Source organism: Croceibacterium xixiisoli, from assembly GCF_009827305.1.
Taxonomy (GTDB): domain Bacteria; phylum Pseudomonadota; class Alphaproteobacteria; order Sphingomonadales; family Sphingomonadaceae; genus Croceibacterium_C; species Croceibacterium_C xixiisoli.
Genome location: NZ_WTYJ01000006.1, coordinates 1 through 19,736, shown reverse-complemented (window position 1 = coordinate 19,736; position 19,736 = coordinate 1). Strand labels below are relative to the sequence as shown.

19 protein-coding genes are annotated in these 19,736 nt (G+C 63.5%); 10 read left to right on the top strand and 9 right to left on the bottom strand.

Features of this window, described 5'->3' with window-relative positions:
• The first annotated feature begins 95 nt into the window (after positions 1 to 95).
• Both GRI97_RS18225 and GRI97_RS18220 read left to right on the top strand, forming a co-directional pair.
• Complete coding sequence (locus tag GRI97_RS18225; RefSeq protein WP_328598596.1) at positions 96 to 716, top strand: ankyrin repeat domain-containing protein; 621 nt, start codon at positions 96 to 98, stop codon at positions 714 to 716.
• Between the two features lies 1 nt (position 717).
• The gene (locus GRI97_RS18220) at positions 718 to 1,383 is read left to right on the top strand and encodes a COQ9 family protein (RefSeq protein ID WP_161392669.1); all 666 of its coding nucleotides are present in this window, start codon (positions 718 to 720) and stop codon (positions 1,381 to 1,383) included.
• A gap of 46 nt (positions 1,384 to 1,429) precedes the next feature.
• On the opposite strand, the gene GRI97_RS18495 is transcribed toward GRI97_RS18220, so the two are convergent.
• Entirely contained in the window at positions 1,430 to 5,131 is a 3,702-nt protein-coding gene (locus GRI97_RS18495; protein ID WP_202392854.1) for a hypothetical protein, read from the bottom strand.
• A 214-nt stretch (positions 5,132 to 5,345) separates the two neighbouring features.
• On the opposite strand from GRI97_RS18495, the gene GRI97_RS18215 reads away from it, so the two are divergent.
• The 5 genes from GRI97_RS18215 to ssb all read left to right on the top strand — a co-directional run bounded on the left by GRI97_RS18215 (position 5,346) and on the right by ssb (position 8,723).
• Positions 5,346 to 5,642, top strand: coding sequence for a UvrB/UvrC motif-containing protein (locus tag GRI97_RS18215; RefSeq protein ID WP_161392668.1), 297 nt, complete (start codon positions 5,346 to 5,348; stop codon positions 5,640 to 5,642).
• On the top strand, positions 5,564 to 5,875 hold the full coding sequence (locus GRI97_RS18210) for a DUF3253 domain-containing protein (RefSeq protein WP_161392667.1): 312 nt from the start codon (positions 5,564 to 5,566) through the stop codon (positions 5,873 to 5,875). The genes GRI97_RS18215 and GRI97_RS18210 overlap by 79 nt, the downstream gene beginning before the upstream one ends.
• Before the next feature lie 96 nt (positions 5,876 to 5,971).
• Positions 5,972 to 6,211, top strand: a complete 240-nt coding sequence (locus GRI97_RS18205; protein ID WP_161392666.1) for a FeoA family protein — start codon at positions 5,972 to 5,974, stop codon at positions 6,209 to 6,211.
• Positions 6,212 to 6,213: 2 nt separating this feature from the next.
• Positions 6,214 to 8,061, top strand: a complete 1,848-nt coding sequence (feoB, locus tag GRI97_RS18200) for a ferrous iron transporter B (protein ID WP_161392665.1) — start codon at positions 6,214 to 6,216, stop codon at positions 8,059 to 8,061.
• Positions 8,062 to 8,156: 95 nt separating this feature from the next.
• Positions 8,157 to 8,723, top strand: a complete 567-nt coding sequence (ssb, locus tag GRI97_RS18195; RefSeq protein WP_161392664.1) for a single-stranded DNA-binding protein — start codon at positions 8,157 to 8,159, stop codon at positions 8,721 to 8,723.
• Here ssb and GRI97_RS18190 read toward each other — a convergent pair whose 3' ends face one another.
• Positions 8,724 to 9,242 carry a YceD family protein gene (locus tag GRI97_RS18190; protein ID WP_161392663.1) on the bottom strand — a complete coding sequence of 173 codons (519 nt, stop codon included), beginning with the start codon at positions 9,240 to 9,242 and terminating at the stop codon, positions 8,724 to 8,726.
• The gene (locus GRI97_RS18185; RefSeq protein WP_161392662.1) at positions 9,239 to 9,757 is read right to left on the bottom strand and encodes a ubiquinol-cytochrome C chaperone family protein; all 519 of its coding nucleotides are present in this window, start codon (positions 9,755 to 9,757) and stop codon (positions 9,239 to 9,241) included. The genes GRI97_RS18190 and GRI97_RS18185 overlap by 4 nt, the downstream gene beginning before the upstream one ends.
• A 164-nt stretch (positions 9,758 to 9,921) precedes the next feature.
• On the opposite strand from GRI97_RS18185, the gene GRI97_RS18180 reads away from it, so the two are divergent.
• The 3 genes from GRI97_RS18180 to hslU all read left to right on the top strand — a co-directional run bounded on the left by GRI97_RS18180 (position 9,922) and on the right by hslU (position 12,392).
• Positions 9,922 to 10,383 (top strand): outer membrane protein assembly factor BamE, encoded by a 462-nt coding sequence (locus GRI97_RS18180; protein ID WP_161392661.1) that lies wholly within the window; start codon positions 9,922 to 9,924, stop codon positions 10,381 to 10,383.
• A gap of 88 nt (positions 10,384 to 10,471) precedes the next feature.
• Positions 10,472 to 11,032 (top strand): ATP-dependent protease subunit HslV, encoded by a 561-nt coding sequence (gene hslV / locus GRI97_RS18175; RefSeq protein ID WP_161392660.1) that lies wholly within the window; start codon positions 10,472 to 10,474, stop codon positions 11,030 to 11,032.
• A 58-nt stretch (positions 11,033 to 11,090) separates the two neighbouring features.
• A complete protein-coding gene (hslU, locus tag GRI97_RS18170; RefSeq protein WP_161392659.1) occupies positions 11,091 to 12,392 on the top strand; it encodes an ATP-dependent protease ATPase subunit HslU in 1,302 nt (433 codons plus the stop codon).
• 44 nt (positions 12,393 to 12,436) lie between these two features.
• On the opposite strand, the gene GRI97_RS18165 is transcribed toward hslU, so the two are convergent.
• The 6 genes from GRI97_RS18165 to GRI97_RS18140 form a co-directional block, all read right to left on the bottom strand.
• On the bottom strand, positions 12,437 to 12,952 hold the full coding sequence (locus GRI97_RS18165; protein WP_161392658.1) for a cytochrome c: 516 nt from the start codon (positions 12,950 to 12,952) through the stop codon (positions 12,437 to 12,439).
• Between the two features lie 102 nt (positions 12,953 to 13,054).
• Complete coding sequence (locus GRI97_RS18160; RefSeq protein WP_161392657.1) at positions 13,055 to 13,657, bottom strand: hypothetical protein; 603 nt, start codon at positions 13,655 to 13,657, stop codon at positions 13,055 to 13,057.
• A 117-nt stretch (positions 13,658 to 13,774) separates the two neighbouring features.
• Positions 13,775 to 15,655 carry an ABCB family ABC transporter ATP-binding protein/permease gene (locus GRI97_RS18155; RefSeq protein ID WP_161392656.1) on the bottom strand — a complete coding sequence of 627 codons (1,881 nt, stop codon included), beginning with the start codon at positions 15,653 to 15,655 and terminating at the stop codon, positions 13,775 to 13,777.
• Positions 15,656 to 15,730: 75 nt separating this feature from the next.
• Positions 15,731 to 16,879 carry a glycosyltransferase family 92 protein gene (locus tag GRI97_RS18150; protein ID WP_161392655.1) on the bottom strand — a complete coding sequence of 383 codons (1,149 nt, stop codon included), beginning with the start codon at positions 16,877 to 16,879 and terminating at the stop codon, positions 15,731 to 15,733.
• Positions 16,872 to 18,407 (bottom strand): oligosaccharide flippase family protein, encoded by a 1,536-nt coding sequence (locus tag GRI97_RS18145; protein WP_235917963.1) that lies wholly within the window; start codon positions 18,405 to 18,407, stop codon positions 16,872 to 16,874. The genes GRI97_RS18150 and GRI97_RS18145 overlap by 8 nt, the downstream gene beginning before the upstream one ends.
• Positions 18,407 to 19,414, bottom strand: a complete 1,008-nt coding sequence (locus GRI97_RS18140; protein WP_161392654.1) for a glycosyltransferase — start codon at positions 19,412 to 19,414, stop codon at positions 18,407 to 18,409. The genes GRI97_RS18145 and GRI97_RS18140 overlap by 1 nt, the downstream gene beginning before the upstream one ends.
• Between the last annotated feature and the right edge of the window lie 322 nt (positions 19,415 to 19,736).

Here is a 19,736-nt window from a genome sequence, read left to right as displayed (position 1 = left end):
CAGCGTGGTCGTATCGATCGGCCGCACCGACGGTTTTTTGACGATGTCGGCGCTGTTGCAACAGGCCGGACAAGGCAGTTTGAAGGAGAGTTGGAGTGACGGGGGCATGGCTGCGCAAGCTCATCACCGGTGGCCTGGCAGGCGTGGTGCTGGCGGTTTCCGTACCGGCGGCGGCGCAGAATTTTTCCGACGGCTACAAGTTTCTGAAGGCGGTCAAGGATCGCAATCTCAATGACGCCAACAAATATCTGGATGAACCCGGTTCGGTGGTGATCAATTCGCGCGATCTGACGACCGGGGAAAGCGCGCTGCATATTGCTGTCGGTCTGCGCGATCTGTCGTGGGTCGCCATGCTGGGCAATCGCGGCGCCAATGCCAATTTCCGCGACAACCGGGGCGCGACGCCGCTTTCCAAGGCGGTGCAACTCGGCTGGGTGGAAGGGGTTCGGGCACTGATCGGCGCCGGTGCGCGGGTGGATGATGCCAATGATTCGGGCGAAACGCCGCTGATCACCGCAATCCATCGCCGCGATGCCGCAATGATCCGGTCGCTGCTGGCCGCCGGCGCCAACCCGGACCGCAGCGACAATTCGGGCCGGACCGCGCGTGACTATGCCGAACAGCAGGGCAACAGTGGCCCGGCGATGACCGAACTGCGCCGCCATGACGCATCGCGCGCAGGCAATGCCGGCGGCGAAACCTACGGACCACGCTGACATGAACCAGGCCCCCACGCTGGATGAGATGACCCTGGAAGAGCTGCGGCTGGCACTGGCGCCGGACGTGGCCAGCGCCGCCGCCTTCGACGGCTGGACCGGCGAAGCGCTGGAGCAGGCGGCCGCAGCGCGCGGGGTCGATTCCAATGTGGCCCGACTGGCGATCCCGGGCGGGCCGATGGATCTGATCGATGCCTGGGTCGAATCGATCGATGCCGCGATGCGCGCGGCCTTTGCCGGCGATGTGCTGGCCAGCACCAAGATCCGCGAACGCATCCGCCGGCTGGTGCAGTTCCGCATTGATGCGGTGCGTGGCAAGGAAGAGGCATTGCGCCGCGCGCTGACCATTCAGGCCATGCCGCAAAACCTGCCGCGTGCGCTGAAGATGGGCTGGCGCAGTGCCGACATCATGTGGCGCCTCGCCGGGGATGATGCGACCGATTACAACCATTATTCCAAGCGGGCGACGCTGGGCGCCATCTATGGCGCAACGCTGGCGGTGTTCGCGGACGACACCAGCGAGGGCAAGGCCGACACCGCTGCCTTCCTCGATCGCCGGATCGAAGGGGTGATGCGGTTCGAAAAAGCCAAGGCGAAGTGGCTGAAACCGCGCGAGCATTTCGATGTGGCGCGGTTCCTGGGGCGTTTGCGCTACCCCACGACCTGACCGGATGGTTCCGGCGAATGTTGATCGCTGAGGCTTTCGGTATCCATCATCCCAGATCACCCGAGAAAATCAGATTGTGGCCAAGCATGCGCACCTTGAAGCGATAGGTCTTGCCTTCCTCCAAGGCCGCTTCGAGGCCGACGTTGACGCCAAGTTCGTCGGCGATTTCAAGCATGACGAGCCGAAGCGGTAACTTGCCACCGAACTGCAGCTTGAAGGCCGCCTCCGCCTTGGCCCTGGCGTCCCATTTCGATGTGCTTTCCACCTCCGCTTCCAGCACCTCAGGCGTGACGTTGATGCGGGCGAACCGGGTGGACGGATTGAGGCGATAGCGTGCGCTGTCGACCAGCAATGTGCTGTCTTTATCCATGATCTGGACAGCCAGTTCGAAGGTTCCGTCACCAACTATACGCTGGAAGTAATGGGCTCGTTGCCCGGATTCGGGCGGGCCGTTGGCCAAATCTTCGGAAATGATCGCAGTTCCATCAGGCCTGGGATCTTCCGATACGCGCCCCCACAAGGTTCTAACACCGCCGAATGCGCTGAAATGGCTGAGGCTGAAACTGATTCTGGCCCGGCCGGAAGGATTGGTTTCGCTCTTTTCCGGCGCAGGTTTGGGGGGCGGGGTCGGAGCGGGTGTGGGCGACGGCGCAGGCGCTGGTGAGGGGGAAGGCGTCGGGCCCGGAGTTGGGGCAGGTGCCGGTGCAGGTGTCGGGCTTGGGCTGGGCGTAGGCGCCGGAGCAGGTGTGGGCTGAGAACCAGGTCCGCCCTGCTGTGCATTGGCCATGCCTTGAGCAACCTGACCGATGAGATCCGACTTCTGCCCTGAACCGAGTTCCGGTGTGTTCCGGATGGTATCGATGGCCGCCCTGCCTGAGGTGACCGCCTGCATTGCGGTGTTGGTCATGCTGGTGGTGTTGTTGGCCAGCGTTTCCAGGAAGCTCCCGAGCTGCGGCATGCCGGACTGGTCCCGGAAAGCGCCAAGGCTGCCGAGCAGGGATGCGGCAGCACCAAGGCCTGTCGGTGCCGGTTGAGCAGATGGGTTCACGATATTGATCAGGCTGGCCGGCATGGGTGTGGGGGTTGCGCCTTCTTCTGCCCCATCGGTCCGGCTGTCGAGCGACACGGGGCTGATCTGGGGGCCAGCATCGGGAATAGGCGATGTCTGCCAATCCCAGAAGCGGGTGCTGTCGATGATTTCGGATGCATTGCAGTGGCCCAGCTTTGCCTCTGCAAAAACGCCGCGCGTTGGCAGGGTGAGCAGTTGCTCGACATAGTCTGCAAACGGGGAAATCTGCTGTTCCATGCCGAACAAGCGCCGGACCAGCGGCTCCTGGCCCTGGTTTACGGGCAGGATCAGTTCCCCATTGTCGACGTCATAAAGCGTATTTTCGACCAGATCGAACAGCGGGTATCCTTCTACCTGGATGCCGGCCAGTTCACGATACCGCTGTTCGGGTGTCTCCCCCGCCCAGATGGCCGAACTGTAATAGCCGGCATTTTCTTCCAGATGGGCGAGTGCCGCCTCCATGGCATCAAGCTGCTGATCGGTCATGATTTCATCAGCGGATTGCGGCGGAACATTCAGGGCTGCCACATTGATGGTCAGCGTTTGACCAACGGGGACATCCGAGGAGGGTGGTGCGCCGGTAAACATGATCCAGTCCATGCCATTGCGATGCGTGGCAAAATGCAGGAAGTTGATGATCCAGGGAGCGGCATCGCCCGCCGGCACCATGCCAGCGCTGCCATTGGTCAGTTCGATAGCGTAGACATCTTTCCACAATATGCGGCGCGCGGGTTTGAAGCGGGCAGAGAATTCCACACCTGGCGCCATCTTTGGCTCCCGATCGGCGTCAAATTCCTTCGAGTTCAGGATTGAGCCCATACCGCCCATCGTATCGGGCCTGGGATCATCCACCACTGCGTCGATACTGCTGCCGTCCGCAAGGATCATGCGGGGGCGGACGAAGTCACTTGGTCCGCCGTTGCCGGACCGGAAGATAAAAGTGATATCGCCCAACTCGTAGAAGTCGCTCGGTCGGCCATATTGCTGTTCGCGCTGACGTTGCCGTTCCAGCTTGCGTTCCAGTGCCAGCCAGCGGTCGATTTCGGCAAGGCCGACGAGAAAACGCTGATCGAGGATATAGCGTTCGATCACGGGGCGGTGGCGCGAGACGATGCCGCGATCGGAGAGATCGAGTTGTTCCCGGTGGACATACAACACTGGCTGGGTGGATATTGCCCGGGTGACCAGCCGATGATGGCTGAGCACTTCATAATACAGCATGGTAAGGGCATGGCTGTGGTTGTAATTTGCGACAACTCGCGTGCGCGCGGAAGCCTGCTCGGTCTCGTTGGACTGGATGACGACGGTCGATCGCAGTTCCCGCATCGCACTGGACGCCTGATGGAAGCTGTCACTCAAATCCTGCACGGTTTCGCCCTGCACGCTGCGCGTGCCCTCGCTGCTGGAGCCGGAGCCGCCGAGCGAGAATATGCCGCTTGCGGCCCCGGCGCCCATGAAGGAGAAAAGGCCAGTCGATCCTTGGCCCGAGCCCCCACCTGAGCCGGAACCTGCCGTGCCCGCCATCAGCGCGTGGCCCTTCTGCTTTTCCTTGACGACCATATCGACCGTTTCGCTGATGGTGCGGTCCTGCCGCTGCGCGTGTTCCAGCGCCTCGCTGACAGTGGTCGTTTCATCGCGGGATGTCTTGTCCGACCGTGTCCAGTCGATCACCGACAGGGCGATTCTCTCCCCGGGTGCGAGCGGGAGACTGTAGCTGATCTGACCCAGTGAATGACCAATGGGAAACCATTCCGTCGCCATGTTGACACACAGGCCGGGGCGGGCAGGCGGCTGGCGCGGGGCATGTGCCAACACGCCATCAATGGGTTTTCCCGGCCGCAACCGGGCCATCTTGCGGAAGCGATACAGCCGGCTCGACAGATTTCCCGGCAACAGCGTTTCGCAACCATCTTCCCCGATCAGCAAACTGCCTGACAGGGAAAATGAGCCTGGCGAGAGGCGCCAGTCGAGAATGCTGGGCGTCTGCAACCCGGTGCCCGGTCGTGACACATCTCGACCATCAAGAAAGCCGGGTTCGATGTCCACCCGGGCCACGATATAGTCAGGAGCGATGTCTCCTAACTGCAAGACGTCATACGTAAGCCACGGATCTCCGAATGGCAGCAGAACCAGACTGCCGATGGCGATCCTCACAGTCCCGTCGCCCTGCGCCAATTGCTTTTGCGTCGAAACGCCCAGTTCATCAAGATAGCGCCCGACCTGATCGAAAACCGCTTGATTGCGCACGCTTGCCAGATCGAAAGACGCATATCCGGCGTGATCGCTGGTTAGTACCCCCAGCGGAATGACGACGCCGCGCCGGGCAATATCATGCAGTCGGCTTGCCTCCACTTCGGCGGCGGTCGGCTGCTCGAGGCTGGCTTCGGCATTCACCGCATGCCCGTCTGGCGCGGAAGGCGAAGGAGCAGGGAAAAGGCTCTCAACGCCCACGGCGGTCAGGGATGCCAGGCCGTATAAAGGCACATTGCGGAGCGGCTGTCCGGTGTCCATTCTGCGGACGAAAGCGCTAAGCTGGCGGTAGGGAAAATCGATCACGAATGGAATCTCGCGATCATCGATTTGCAGATCCCGCAAATTGGCCAGAACCACCCTTTGTTGTGCTGAGGCCTGCCTTTCGAACCGGATCGCGTTGCGCGCAGTTTCGATACGGGTGGCCATGCTGTGATCCCCTTTTCCCTGACGCCATTCGATTTCAGCACAGGCGAGATCCGCAGAGGCCGAAAACGATCGATAATGGGTATGTCCATAAGGTCCATAAATTGTCCATCAGGCAACGGGAGTGCGAGCAGACGGCGTTTTTCAGCGGCAGGCTGAAACCCCCCCTAAGGCTAATCCGTTGCGGCACTCTGCGTCCGATCGTGCGTTGATTGGCATGAGCGACACGATCCCTATGCTGCAGCAACGAATGGACGCTGCCGTCCTGGCGCTGGACTTTGAAGAGGCGCGGCGGTGTCGTGACCGGATCGCGCTGATGCGTGGTGGCGCGACGGCAGTCGAGGCGGAGCAGGCCGATCTGTCCGGGCTGGAGCGGCAGAAACCCGGGGCAATGGGGCTGGGGACCAGCCAGCAAAAGGTGACCCCGCCGGAAGGATGGACGCCGCCGGTCAAACCCGATCCGATGACGTCCAGGACTGCAAAAGGCGGACGCGGCCAGCGGCGCAGACCGTGATGCGATCGGTTCGTGAAACGCTGCTGGCACTGCTGGCAAACCGCGCAGCCGGGGCAACGATATGCCCGAGCGAGGTTGCGAGGGCGATCGCTCCCGCTGGCGAATGGCGGGATGCTATGCCTCTGGTGCATGCGGCGGTCGATCGACTGCTGGCCGAACAGGCGGTGCATTTGAGTTGGAAAGGGCAACCGATGGCTGACAGGGCCGGACCCTATCGCATAGCCCTGCGCTGAACCGGCGAAGCGCACACATCAAGCGCAGGGAACGGGAATAATCGCGGCGATTGCGAGGCAATTGCAAAGCTTAACGACTTCTGGCACCGCCCGGCGGTGACTCTCGATGATCTTCAGCCCCGCCAGCGCGCCGAAATCGTTTCGGTCGATTGGGATATGCTTGCCCCGGACGAAGGGAAACGCCTGCGCGCACTTGGCATTGATGCCGGTGCGCGGGTGGCGATCGCCCATCGGGGCATCTTCGCCGGGCGCGATCCCATTGCCCTGATGGTCGGCCGGATGACCGTGGCGCTGCGCCGCGCGCATGCTCGGGCGATGACGGTCATGACGCTGTGACCATGTTGCGTACCGCCGCGCTGGTCGGCAATCCCAATGCGGGCAAGAGTGCGCTGTTCAACGCCCTGACCGGGGCCCGGCAGAAGATCGCCAACTATCCCGGCGTGACGGTGGAGCGCAAGGCCGGGCGGCTGTTCCTGCCCCATGGTGAACCAGTCGAACTGATCGATCTGCCGGGCAGCTATGCGCTGGATGCGGCCAGCCCGGATGAAGAGGTGACGCGCCGGGTCATCCTGGGTGACTATCCGGGGCAGGCGCAGCCCGAAGTGCTGATCTGCGTGCTCGATGCGGCCAATCTGGAACAGCATCTGGTGTTTGCCCAGGAACTGATCGCGCTGGGCCGGCCGATGGTCGTGGCACTCAACATGATCGACATGGCCGAACGCGACGGTCTGACGATCGATGCCGCCGCGCTGGAAGAGTCGCTGGGCGTGCCTGTGGTGCCGACAGTTGCCGTGCGCAAACGCGGCCTGACCGAGCTGGTCGAAGCGACTGCCCGCGCCGGAGCCGTTCCTGCTGAACAGGCGCAGGATCGGCGCCGCCCGCAGGTGTCGCTGACCGAACGGCGCATGACCGCCCGGGCGATAGCGGAGCGCGCCACGTTGGCGCAGGCGGCGCAGCATCGGCTGCACGAACAGATCGACAAGCTGCTGCTGCATCCTTGGCTGGGCCCGATCATCCTGTTTGCGCTGCTGTTCGTGATTTTTCAGGCGGTGTTCGCCTGGGCCACGCCCTTCGCCGATGCGCTGGATGGCGCGGTCGGCTGGCTGATCGAACTGGCGACCACCTGGTTGCCCGAAGGATTCCTGCGCGATCTGCTGACCGAAGCGGTGTTGACCGGGGTCGGTTCGGTGGTGGTGTTCCTGCCGCAGATCGTGATCCTGTTCGCCTTTATCCTGGTGATGGAACAGTCCGGCTATATGGCGCGCGCCGCCTTCATCATGGATCGGCTGATGTCCTATGTCGGCCTGTCGGGGCGCAGCTTCATTCCGCTGCTGTCCAGTTTCGCCTGCGCCATTCCGGGCATCATGGCGACCCGGGCGATTGCCGATCCGAAGGATCGGCTGACGACGATCCTGATTGCCCCGCTGATGACCTGTTCGGCGCGGTTGCCCGTCTATGCGGTGATCATCGCGGCCTTCATTCCGGCGCGCAATGTGGGGGTCGGCATCGGCCTGCAGGGGCTGGTGCTGTTCGTGCTTTATGTTGCCGGCATTGTGGCGGCGATGGTGGCGGCGCTGGTGCTGCGGCGGACGGTCACGCGCGGGGCGGCATCGGGCTTCATCATGGAAATGCCGCGTTACCAGATGCCGTCGCTGCGCGATCTGGCTATCGGCCTGTGGCAACGCGCCTGGGTGTTCCTGCGCCGGGCCGGCACGATCATCTTCATGGCGACCGCGATCCTGTGGGTGCTGCTCAGTTTCCCGCGGGCGGATCCGGGCGAAAGCCAGGTCGACGCCAGTATCGCGGGCAAGATCGCCAGCGGGCTGCAGGTCGTGGTCGAACCGATCGGCTTCAATCGCGAAATCGCCCTGGCGCTGATCCCGGCCATGGCCGCGCGCGAAGTGGCCGTGTCCTCGCTCGCCACCACCTATGCGGTGGATGCCGAGGATGAGGATGCCGCTGCCGAGGGGTTGATCCCCAAGCTGCAGGCCGGGTGGAGCCTGCCGACGGCGCTGGCTTTTCTGGCCTGGTTCGTGTTCGCGCCACAATGCCTGTCCACCATCGCGGTCGCCCGGCGGGAAACCAATGGCTGGAAATGGCCGCTGATCATGACCGGCTATCTGTTTGCGCTGGCCTATATTGCGGCCGGGGTGACGTATTGGCTGGCGGTCGCGGCCGGGTTGTGACCGCCGCCCCGTTGTGGGCAAATGCGTGACGGCGGGTGGCAGGATGGGCCTCCTTTCGATAAGCCCGGCTCCGATCCAAGAGAGGAATGATTCCCATGGCTGGCAGCCTCAACAAAGTCATGCTGATCGGAAACCTGGGCGCTGACCCGGAAATCCGCAGCTTCCAGAACGGCGGCAAGGTCGCCAATCTGCGTATCGCCACGTCGGAAACGTGGAAGGACCGCAATTCCGGCGAGCGCCAGGAACGCACCGAATGGCACACCGTCGCGATCTTTTCCGAAGGTCTGGTGGGCGTGGTCGAACGCTATCTCCGCAAAGGCAGCAAGGTCTATATCGAAGGCCAGCTGCAGACGCGCAAATGGCAGGATCAGCAGGGCAATGACCGCTATTCCACCGAAGTCGTGATTCGCGGCCTGGGCGGCGTGCTGACCATGCTCGATGGCGCATCGGGCGGCGGTTCGGGCGGTGGCGGTGGCGGTGGCGGTGGCCAGCGCAGCGGCGGCGGCGGCAACGACTGGGGGCAGGGTGGCGGTTCGTCGTCCGGCCGTGGTGGCAGCAGCAGCGGTGGCAGCGACTGGGGCCGCACCGGTGGTGGTGGCAACGGCGGATCGGGCGGCGGTTCCAACTATGCCGACGATCTGGACGACGATATCCCGTTCTGATCAGTTGTCCCTACGAAGCGCGGCCAGCGCGGCGAACGGGCCGGCCGCCGCTTCATCCATGATCCCCGCCGCCTTGCGCGCCCGGTCTGCATCCGGGCCGGTGGCATAGGGATCTATGGCCAGCGCCAGGCTCTGCGCCAGCGCTTCCCCCAGGTCGAAATGATGGCCGCTGTAGGGGATTTCGTCGCAATCCCCTTCCTCCAGCTCGATCTCCTCGTCCGGCACGGCAGCGGTTTCGGTTGCCGGGACAAAACGCAGCGCGATCTTTTCGTCGACCTGGCGCGGCAGATCTTCCCCCGACACGGCGCAACTCTGCACGAAGGCGGCCTGCAGCCTCCCTTCGGCGCGGACCACATCACCCTCTGTGATCAGATGGATCGCCCCCTGCAGCCGATCGATCCCGACCAGACCGAAGCGACCGGCCAGCATGGCCCGTTCCTGCTCATTGGCTTCCAGTTCGACCGGGCGGTCGATGATCTGGCGCCGGTCGATGATGCGGGAAAATTCAGGCGTGTTCATCGCGTGATCCTTGCAGCAAGAATATCGTCGCCATCGACGGTGGCCAGACCTTCGGCAAAGCTGCGCAGCGATTCTGCCAGCGAATCCGCGGTGCGCCCTTCAACCATGGTCATGTTGCGGGCGATCGCATCGCGCAGCAGGGCCGGGTCTTCACTGGCCAAACCGTCGCGATAGGCGCCAAGCCGGCCGCCCAGCGCCGCCACCAGATTGCCGATCCTTTTGCCGACCATCAGATCGCCCACGCCGCCTTCGCGCAGCTGGCCATCCATGTCTTCGACGAACAATTCGGTCAGCAGCGCGGTGGAGGGGGCCAGATCGGCATCCTTTTCCATGCGCAGAATCACCAGCGTCAGCAGGGCGGTGATCATGTCGAACCGGCCGGGAATCGTATCGGCGACGCCATCCTGCGCATACCAGTGCGGATCACGCGAAATTTCCACCACACGGTGCCACAGCGGGCGCAGATTTTCGCGCGGGTCACGGCCGGTGCCCAGCAGGCGTTGGATCAGGGACATCAAAACGGGCTTTCTCATTCAGCGGCGATTAAAGCCAATCGGGCCAACCGCCATTGCGCGGCGGGCTGCCAGATCGTAAGGCTCGCCCCCGATATAGGCGCCGTAATTGCCAGAGCAACAATTGCCGGGGCAATCATCGGTTGCGAAGTGGAGCAGACGCGGAAATGACGAATATGGTGCGCATTGGCGCAGCGCTGGCCGTAGTGGCGCTGATGTCGGGCTGCAGTTCGATCCGCGAACGGCGCGGCTTCCGCGCGGAAGAAGTGCTGATCCAGTCGGTACAGCCGGGCATTGACAACCGCACCTCGGTAGAACGGACGCTGGGGCGCCCGTCGTTCATCAGCCAGTTCGGCGAACCGGTGTGGTATTACGTCGGCAGCAACACCGCGCAGAAGCCTTTCACGACCCCGCGCATCGAACAGCAGACGGTGCTGGCGGTGCGGTTCGACGCGGCCGGCAATGTCGCCTCCGTCGATCGTTCGGGCATGGAAAAGGTCGCCCGGATCAGCCCGGTCGGCGAAACCACCCCGACCCTTGGTCGTGAACGTGGCTTCCTGGAAGATCTGTTCGGCAATATCGGCCAGGTTGGCGCCGGTGGCGCGCCGGGTGGGGCTGGCGGCCAGTAAACAGGCAATTGGTACAGGCTGTGATCGCGTGACGTGATCCGGCCTGTCAGCGGTTGAAGCCGGCCTGCGCTTTGCCCATATGCGGCGCATGAACGATACGATGAACAGCCACGGCACGATTGCCTGGCATGGGACCACGATCATTGGAGTCAAGCGGGGCGGGCAGACCGTCATTGCGGGTGACGGCCAGGTGTCGATGGGCAACACCGTCATGAAGCCCAATGCGCGCAAGGTGCGCCGGCTGGGCGAAGGTGGCCAGGTGATTGCCGGTTTCGCCGGCGCCACCGCCGATGCCTTCACCCTGTTCGAACGGCTGGAACGCAAGCTCGAACAATATCGCGGCCAGCTGATGCGCGCGGCAGTGGAACTGGCCAAGGACTGGCGCACCGACAAATATCTCCGCAATCTCGAAGCATTGATGATCGTGGCCGACAAGGACACTCTGCTGGTGCTGACCGGCAATGGCGATGTGCTGGAACCCGAAGGCGGCATCGCCGCGATTGGATCGGGCGGCAACTATGCCCTGTCGGCCGCGCGGGCGCTGGTCGATTACGAGGAAGACGCCGAACGGATCGCGCGCAAGGCCATGGCCGTCGCGGCAGAGATCTGCGTCTTCACCAATGACCGTGTGACGGTCGAAACCATCTGATTTTTCCGCCCGGCCGCCGCCTTGCTGCGCGGCTGTGGGCGACACCGGACAGGACTTCATGAACGATCAACTGACTCCCAAGGCGATTGTCGCCGCATTGGACGAACACATCATCGGCCAGGCCGATGCCAAGCGTGCCGTGGCCGTAGCGCTGCGCAACCGCTGGCGCCGCCAGCGCCTCAGCGCGGAACTGCGTGACGAGGTTACGCCGAAGAATATCCTGATGATCGGCCCCACGGGTTGCGGCAAGACCGAGATCAGCCGGCGGCTGGCACGGTTAGCGGATGCCCCCTTCGTCAAGGTGGAAGCGACCAAGTTTACCGAGGTTGGCTATGTCGGGCGGGATGTCGAACAGATCGCCCGCGATCTGGCCGAAGAGGCGATCCGGCTGGAAAAGGAACGGCGTCGCGAATCCGTCCGCGAAGCAGCGTCGCATGCGGCGATGGAGCGGCTGCTCAATGCTCTAGTGGGTGAAAGCGCATCCGAAGCGACGCGCGAAAGCTTCCGTCAGCGGATCGTGCAGAATGCGATGAATGACACCGAGGTGGAAATCGAGGTGGAGGACAGCCCGTCGATGCCGATGGACATTCCCGGCATGGGCGGATCGGTCGGCATGATCAATCTGTCCGACATGATGGGCAAGGCGTTCGGCCGCAACAATCTGAAGCGGCGCAAGCTCAAGGTGCCCGAAGCCTGGGACAAGCTGGTCGACGAAGAGGCCGAAAAGCGGATGGACCAGGATGATGTGGCGCGCGTGGCGCTGCAGAATGCCGAAACCAATGGCATCGTGTTCCTGGATGAAATCGACAAGATCGCCGTGTCCGATGTGCGCGGCGGTTCAGTCAGCCGTGAAGGCGTGCAGCGCGATCTGCTGCCGCTGATCGAAGGCACGACCGTGGCCACCAAATATGGCCCGATGAAAACCGACCATGTGCTGTTCATCGCCAGCGGCGCCTTCCACGTCTCCAAACCGTCGGACATGCTGCCCGAACTACAGGGCCGCCTGCCGATCCGGGTGGAGCTGAAGGCGCTGACCGAAGAGGATTTCATCGCCATCCTGTCGGATACGCGCGCCAATCTGGTCGAGCAGTATCGCGCCCTGCTGGCGACGGAACAGGTGATGGTGGACTTCGCGCCCGATGCGGTGACCGAAGTGGCGAAGATCGCTGCGCAGGTGAACGAAAGCGTCGAGAATATCGGCGCCCGCCGGCTGCAGACCGTGATGGAAAAGCTGTTGGAAGATCTGAGCTTTGAAGCGGAAGACCGGCAGGGTGAAACCGTGCTGATCGATGCCGCCTATGTGCGCGATCGGCTGGCCGGGTTGGCGCAGGACGCCGATCTGTCGAAGTTCATTCTCTGATATCGCGATGCCGTCGCCTTGCAGGCGACGGCATCATATCCCTTTTATTCCGGATACCAGAACCGGGCGTGGCAATCCTCGCACACGGTATCCATCGCCGCGATCAATTCGCCGGCGGCGGGCGCATCCTTGGCTCGGGCGGCGGCGGCAAGCTTGTCCGAATGGGCGGCGAGGGCTTCACCCAGTTCGCGAAATTTGGCCGGATCGCCATCCAGATGGGTTTGCACCTGGGCCATGGTGATTTCCCCTTCGCCCACCGTGCTGTTGTCGGCGGCGGCGGCGATGAAGCTGGTGCCGGCGCCCATCGCCCGGCCGGCTTCGGCCAGCTGGGTGGCGGAGGCTGCCAGCCTGTCCCATTTTTCCTGGTCCATCAGCGCGGGATCGATCCCGCCCTCATCGCCCATGGCGTTGTTGCCCACGTCCCAGATCGCCAGCGTGGCGGGATTGGTGTGCTGCTGCATGATCTGGCGCACATCGAGCGGAGCCGCAGCCGGCTGGGCCAGGATCTTGCCCCCGACCAGAGACAGGGCTGCCACACCCACCATGATCGACCACTTCATCCCTGCACCTCTTCAACAAACAATTCTGCCCTTGTGCCATAGCCGATATGCCCCGATCTGCAATTGACCGGGATCAAACTCAGGCATCAGACTGTGGCAGGATCAGTGGTTGGATGTTTCCGGGCGCGGGTCGCGGAACTGATCGACCAGTTCCTTCTGCGATGGGTACCAGTAGGACAGGTGGCAATCCTCGCATACGCCGTCGATCTGGCTGATCAGCGCGCCGGCCTTCACCCCGTCATGGGCGCGGGCAGCCATCGCCAGTTCGGCCATATGCGACGCCAGCCCATTGGCCATATCGCGCAGGCCCTGTGGATTGCGGTCGATCCCGGCCTGCACATCCACGGCGCTGTCGCCATAGGGCACGCCTTCATCGGCGATCTTCTCTCCATTCCTGACCACGATGATCGGATCGAGCGTGGCCAGATGGATCGCCCCCTGCTGCAGCGATGTGGCATGCCGGGCCAGTTCGTTCCATTTGGCGTCGGTCATCTTAGCGGGATCGAGCCCGGCTTGATCGTCGATGGCGGCATTGCCGATTTCCCACACCGCGTCTGCGCGAAGATCCACCTCGTTCCGCATGACTTCATTCAGCGTCATCTGCTGCGGTTTGGCGGGCTGATCTGCCTGTTCGGACCCGGAACAGGCGCTGAGCGTCAGGGCAAACAGGGGAAGGGCGGAGGCGAAGCGAAAAATGCGCGTCATGACGGTAATGTCCTACCAGCCGCATCAGCCTACAGGCACGACCGCCTGGCGAGTCACCGGATGCGAAACAGCAAATAGCGCCTGAGACCCTGATCTTTCAACGGGATCATGCAAGCATCAGGTGTGAATTTCGGCAGCCTCCAGCTCGACCGGCGGTTCTTCCAATGCGTGTTCGCGTTCGGCCAGCTGGCGGTTCCACATATCGGCATAGAGGCCGTCGCGGCGCAGCAGGTCCGGGTGGGAACCCTGTTCGATCAGGCGGCCTTCCTCCAGCACCAGGATCATGTCGGAATCGGCAATGGTGGACAGCCGGTGCGCCACCGCAATGGTGGTGCGATGCTGCGCCATGCGCCGCAGCGTGCCGATGATATCCTGTTCGGTACGGGTATCGAGCGCGCTGGTTGCTTCATCCAGCAGCAGGATCGGCGGATTTTTCAGCAGGGTTCGGGCAATCGCCACGCGCTGCTTTTCCCCGCCGGACAGCTTGAGTCCGCGTTCGCCGACTTCGGTGTCCAGCCCCTGCGGCAGGCGTTCGATGAAGGGCAGGATCGCGGCATCGCGTGCGGCGGCGATCACATCGTCCTGCGTGGCGCCCTCCCGACCATAGGCGATATTGTAGCCGATGGTGTCATTGAACAGCACGCTGTCTTGCGGGACGATGCCGATCTGGCGGCGCAGGCTGTTCTGGCTGACGGTGCGGATATCCTGGCCTTCGATCAGGATCTGCCCGTCCCACGGGTCGTAGAACCGGAACAGCAGCCGGGCGATGGTGGATTTGCCCGCACCCGATGGGCCGACGATGGCGACATTGCCGCCGGGCGGCACTTCGAAGCTGAGCCCGTGAAGGATTTCCCGATCCCGATCATAGCCGAACACCACATTGTCGAACACGATCGACGGGCGGCGGACCAGCAAAGCGGGTGCGCCGGGCGCGTCGCGCACTTCCACCGGCGTATCGATCAGGCGGAACATCTGTGCCATGTCGATCAGACCCTGGCGAATGGTGCGATAGACCCAGCCGAGCATGTCCAGCGGGCGAAACAGCTGCATCAGATAGGTGTTGATCAGCACCAGATCGCCAACGGTGAAGCGGCCCTGGCTCCAGCCCCAGACCGTGAAGGCCATGGCCCCGGCCATCATCAGATTCATGATCGCCGCCTGGGCGATGTTCAGCACGCCGAGCGAATTCTCGCTCTTGATCGCGGCGTCGGCATAGGCGCGGGCGGCGGAACCATAGCGTTCCTGCTCGCGGCCCTCGGCGCCGAAATATTTGACCGTTTCGTAATTCAGCAGCGAATCCACCGCGCGCGACATCGCCAGCCCGTCCAGCTGGTTCATTTCCGCGCGCAGCTTGGTGCGCCATTCGGTGATCGTGCGGGTCAGCCAGATATACAGCACCACGGTCACGGCGGTGGCGCAGACGATTTCCCAGCCGAACTTCACATAGAAGATGCCCGCCACGATCAGCAGTTCGACGGCGGTTGGCATGATGTTGAACAGCAGGAAATAGACCATCGAATTGATCGATTTCGTGCCGCGTTCGACCACCTTGGTCACTTCACCGGTACGGCGCGCCAAATGGAACCGCAGCGACAGCGCGTGCAGCCGTTCGAACACATCCTCGGTCAGCTGGCGGACGGCATCCTGGCCGACGCGTTCGAAGATGATGTTGCGCACATTGTCGAACACGACGGTGGCGAAGCGCCCGCCCGCATAGGCGACCACCAGCCCGATCGCCAGCCACACGGCCGGATCGCTGGTTTCGGCCATGGTATCGACCGCGCGGGCATAGGCGAAGGGCAGCGCCAGGACTACGATCTTGGCCAGCACGACAAACACGCTGGCACCGGCAATGCGCCCACGCAGATCGGGCCGGTTGCGCGGCCAGAGATAGGGCAGGAACCGGCGGACCGTGTTCCAGCCGGCGGCATCTGCCGCGGCGCCCTGAATGCTTTGCGCAGCCTGTGTGCCCGCCCCTGCTGTCGTGTTGCCTGCCATTTGGCCCTTATCTGGGAACGGCAGGGGCGTGAGACAATGCGCCCGCCCTCGCCGGCGGCGGGTTTCGGCAGATCGTCAGCGCAGTCCGATGGTCTCGAAAGCGGTGGAAAGCGCCTTATCCGTGGCAAAGGTGGCGGTATCTATCGCCTGGTCTTCGCGCCGGTCGGCTTTCCAATTGTTGGAAATGGCGCGCATGTGGCGATAAGTGAATTCTTCGGAGAGATGGCGGTTGGCCCGGGCGCCGAAGATATTGTGCACCGACCAATGCTGATCCCGGCGCTGGCGGGCATGTGGCACCACGCACCATTTGGGCGGGCAGACGACATCTTCCTGCCGGTCGTACAGCACGAAATCGCCCAGCGATGCACCGCTTTCCGCGATCGGCCGGTCGGCCAGCCCGGTGATCCAGCGGCCCGGGAATTTGATGAAGCCGGCGCGGCTCTGTTCGGTCGCGGCAAAGATCGATCGTCCTTGGCTGGACAGCACCAGTTCGTCGATATCGACATTCAGCACGCTGCGCGCCTGGCGCAGGAACCGGAACCTTGCATGCTGCAGCGATCCGGACTGACAATAATCGGAATCCCACGGCGCTTCCTGCCCATCGACCGCGCCGGCCATGCCGCCCTGCGGGCCATAGAGGAACGGCCAGGCGACCACTTCGATCACCATGTCGGGGAAGGTGGCGCGCAATTCGCCGCGCAGTTCGGCGGCGCTGTAGCGGGTGGAATTGTTGTCATAGAACAGCACGGCGTCTGCCCCGTGGATATCGCGGTAGAAGCGGATCCAGTCCCGGATCCAGCGGATCTCATTGTCCTTCGACAGGGTGTGCAGCACCCGCCGCCCGGCAAACATCGTTGCCTGATCGGGCTGCACGGCAATGTTCCAATGTCCGATCGGTCCGTCGATCACCACATGGTCGGCATCACTGCGCAGCCAGATCTCGCTGACGCGGTTGCGTTCGATCAGCCGGGCCTGTTTCCACCACCCCCGCATGGCGCGATCGAAGGGGGCGGAGGCGCGTAGCGGTTCCAGCAGGTTGAACAGCGGCGGCCCCTGGAAGACGATATGGCTGTCCGCCCGGAACACGTCGTAGAACAGCGTGTGCCAGTCGAACTGCGCCGCATAGCTGGCATTGCGCAGCTCCGGCGGGCGCGGCGATTCCCGCTGCAGCGCGCCATCGGCGGGCAGGGCGCAGCGGGACAGGGGCACGGTCAGTTCAGCCATGCTGCGACAGCGCCTTCTGCAGCCTGCGCACCGGCGGCAGTTCGCCCATCATGCCGATCAATTCCTCCATCGCCGGGTGCCGCAACAGCCAGAGCGAGCCCAGCCAGCACAGGCCGCCCAGCGCGGTCGCCAGCAACAGCAGACCGAAACCTGTTTCGTTCGGTGGTGTCACGAACAGATAGATCGCCCCCATCGGCGCGATCGTGGCCAGCGTCACCAGCGCGCTCTTGCCATAGATTGTCATCAGCGCGCGTCCGTCGAAACCGACCAGGCGATGCATGAAGCCGGCATAGATCCCCAACCACAGCAGGCCGTAGACGATCCGCGATGCGGCGGCGCCTTCCACGCCCCACAGGCAGCCGACAGCCAGCAGGCCGACCGACAAAGCGGTGTCGAGCATATTGAGCGCGATCAGGCGGTTCATCCGGCCAAGCAGGATCGGCAGATCGCTGACCAGCGGCAGCGATGTCAGCAGCACCTCCATCATCGCGACCATCGCCAGCAGCGGGGCGACTTCGGCCCAGCGTTCGCCATAGAGCAGCAACACCAGCGGCTGGGATGCCAGCGCCAGCGCGGCCATGCCGGGCCACAGTACCGCCGAATAGCCGGCGCAGACCCGCAGATAGGGTGGGCCCAGCGGCTCCCCCCGATCGCGGATGCGGGCAAAGGCGGGAAAGAACACGCTGCCGATGGCACCGGCCACCAGCATGCGGAACTGGTCCGACAGGCTGACCGCGCGGCTGTAGAGGCCAACGGCCGTGAGCCCCAGCAGCTTGCCCACCAGCAGATCGGGCGTGCGCGTGCCGAAGGCGCCGGTCAGATAGAGCAGGCTGGATTTCGACCCGAAGGACAGGACATCCTTCGTTCCGCGCAGCAGCAGCGGGAACGGCGGGGCCGGGCGCAGGAACTGGGCGATCACCGCGCGAGCGAGGGCTGCCGCGACATTGCCCCAGGCCAGCGCATAGGCGGAATAGCCGGCCGCGGCGAGGGCGATGCTGACCCCGCCTTGCAATGCCGCGCCGCCGATGCTGACCGCGAAATGGCGATGGAATTCCATCGCTCGCCCCATCAGGGCCAGCGGCACCACGGCCAAGGGCAGCAACAGATAGCTGCCGGCAATGGTCAGCAGCAGGGTGAACAGCTCAGGATGGCCATAGAGCTGCGCCATCGGCCAGGCGAGGGCGGCCACGATGCTGGCGACCACCAGAGAGAAGAGCAGCGCAATGGAAGAACAACGGCGCAATTCGTCCCGACCGAGCACGGGCAGCGACGAGATATAGCGGGACAGGCCAAAATCCTGCAGCACCGCCACCAGCATGGCAGCGGCAAGCGCGATCGAGAACAGCCCGACCTCGGCCGGGGCCAGGAAAAAACGAGAGATGACGACGGAGGCGGCGAACTGGATTACGAAGGATCCATATTGCCCGGCCATCGCCCAGACGGCGGCACCGCGCACACTCATCGCAGCCGCTTCGCGTGCTGGCGGCGGCGGGACGGGGGAATCGGGTGGCGTTGCCTCTCCGGCCATCAGGCGGCCAGTGGCCGGTTGCTGGACAGTGTTGCAGCCAGGCGCGCCGCGCGCAGGGGTTCGCCATAGCGGACCAGGCGCAGCACCGTGCGCCACATCCCTTCCTGCGATCCGCCGTCACGCAGATAATCGAGCATCATCTCGAACCCGTCGCCGCGCAGGCCGGAGGGTGAATATTGCAGCCCCTTGGCCAGACGTTCGCGCACTGCCCAGTCGAGCCCCTTGGTGTGGAAGGCTTCGTCGAACTGGCCGACCTCCGGCAGGGCGGTCAGCTGTTGGGTCGGGTCGGGGCGACCGGCGGCGCGTTCGTGATAGGCCCACAGCGCTACCGTGTGGCCGATCTTCTGTTCGGTGGCATGGCGGGCCGAAACCTGCCCTTCGTAATGGCGATAGCGGATCAGCCGTTCGGGAATATTGGCCAGCTTGGTGACGGAGGCCAGGCGGAGCCACAGATCATAGTCTTCACAATGGCGGAAAGCGGCATGGTAGCCGCCGACATTGCGCACCACGTCCCGCCGATAGGTAACGACCGGGTGGCAGAGCAGCGGACCATCGTCCTTCACTGCCTGCAGGAATTCCTGGTGGTTGGTCGGGTGGTCGAATCCTTCGAGCCGGTGGGATGCGCCGAATTCATTGATGTCGGCGGTCCAGCTGCCGATCACGCCATAATCGGGATTGGCATTGAGGAAGGCGATCTGCTTGGCAAAGCGGGTCGGGTCGCAGATGTCATCGGCATCCATGCGGGCGATGACCGGGGCGGCGGCTTCGTCGAGCAATTGGTTCAGGCTGACGATCAGCCCGCGATTGTCTCGCACGATGGTGCGGATGCGCGAATCCCTGGCGGCATAGGATTCGTAGATGTCCCGGCTGCCATCGCGCGAACCATCGTCGAGAATCAGGAACTCGAAATCGCCAAACGTCTGGCCGAGAATGCTCTCGATCGCTTCGCGCAGGAAGCGTTCGCCATTGTAAACGCTCATTGCGACTGAGATTGCAGGCGCACTCATCGTCTTAAAACCACCTCGGTATTTTCGCTGCCGTACCGGTAGCGGCTGCCGTCATTTCCTAGCCTTAACAGGGTAAAGAAAGGGTGACGATGGCGGGTGAACCCTGTGGGGCCAGATCGAGCTGCGGGAACCGATGTTGGACATGGGGATTATCCCTGCGAAATGCGCCCATTGCGCAATCGGGCAGAAAGTTTGCCATTTTTTCAGATAATTGCCGAGATAGTGCAACAAAACTGAAAAACCCCGTTGACCGAATCCGAACCCCTCCATATATGCCCTCTCACCGCAGCGGAGACGCCGGCCTGACGGGCTGGACTTCGGG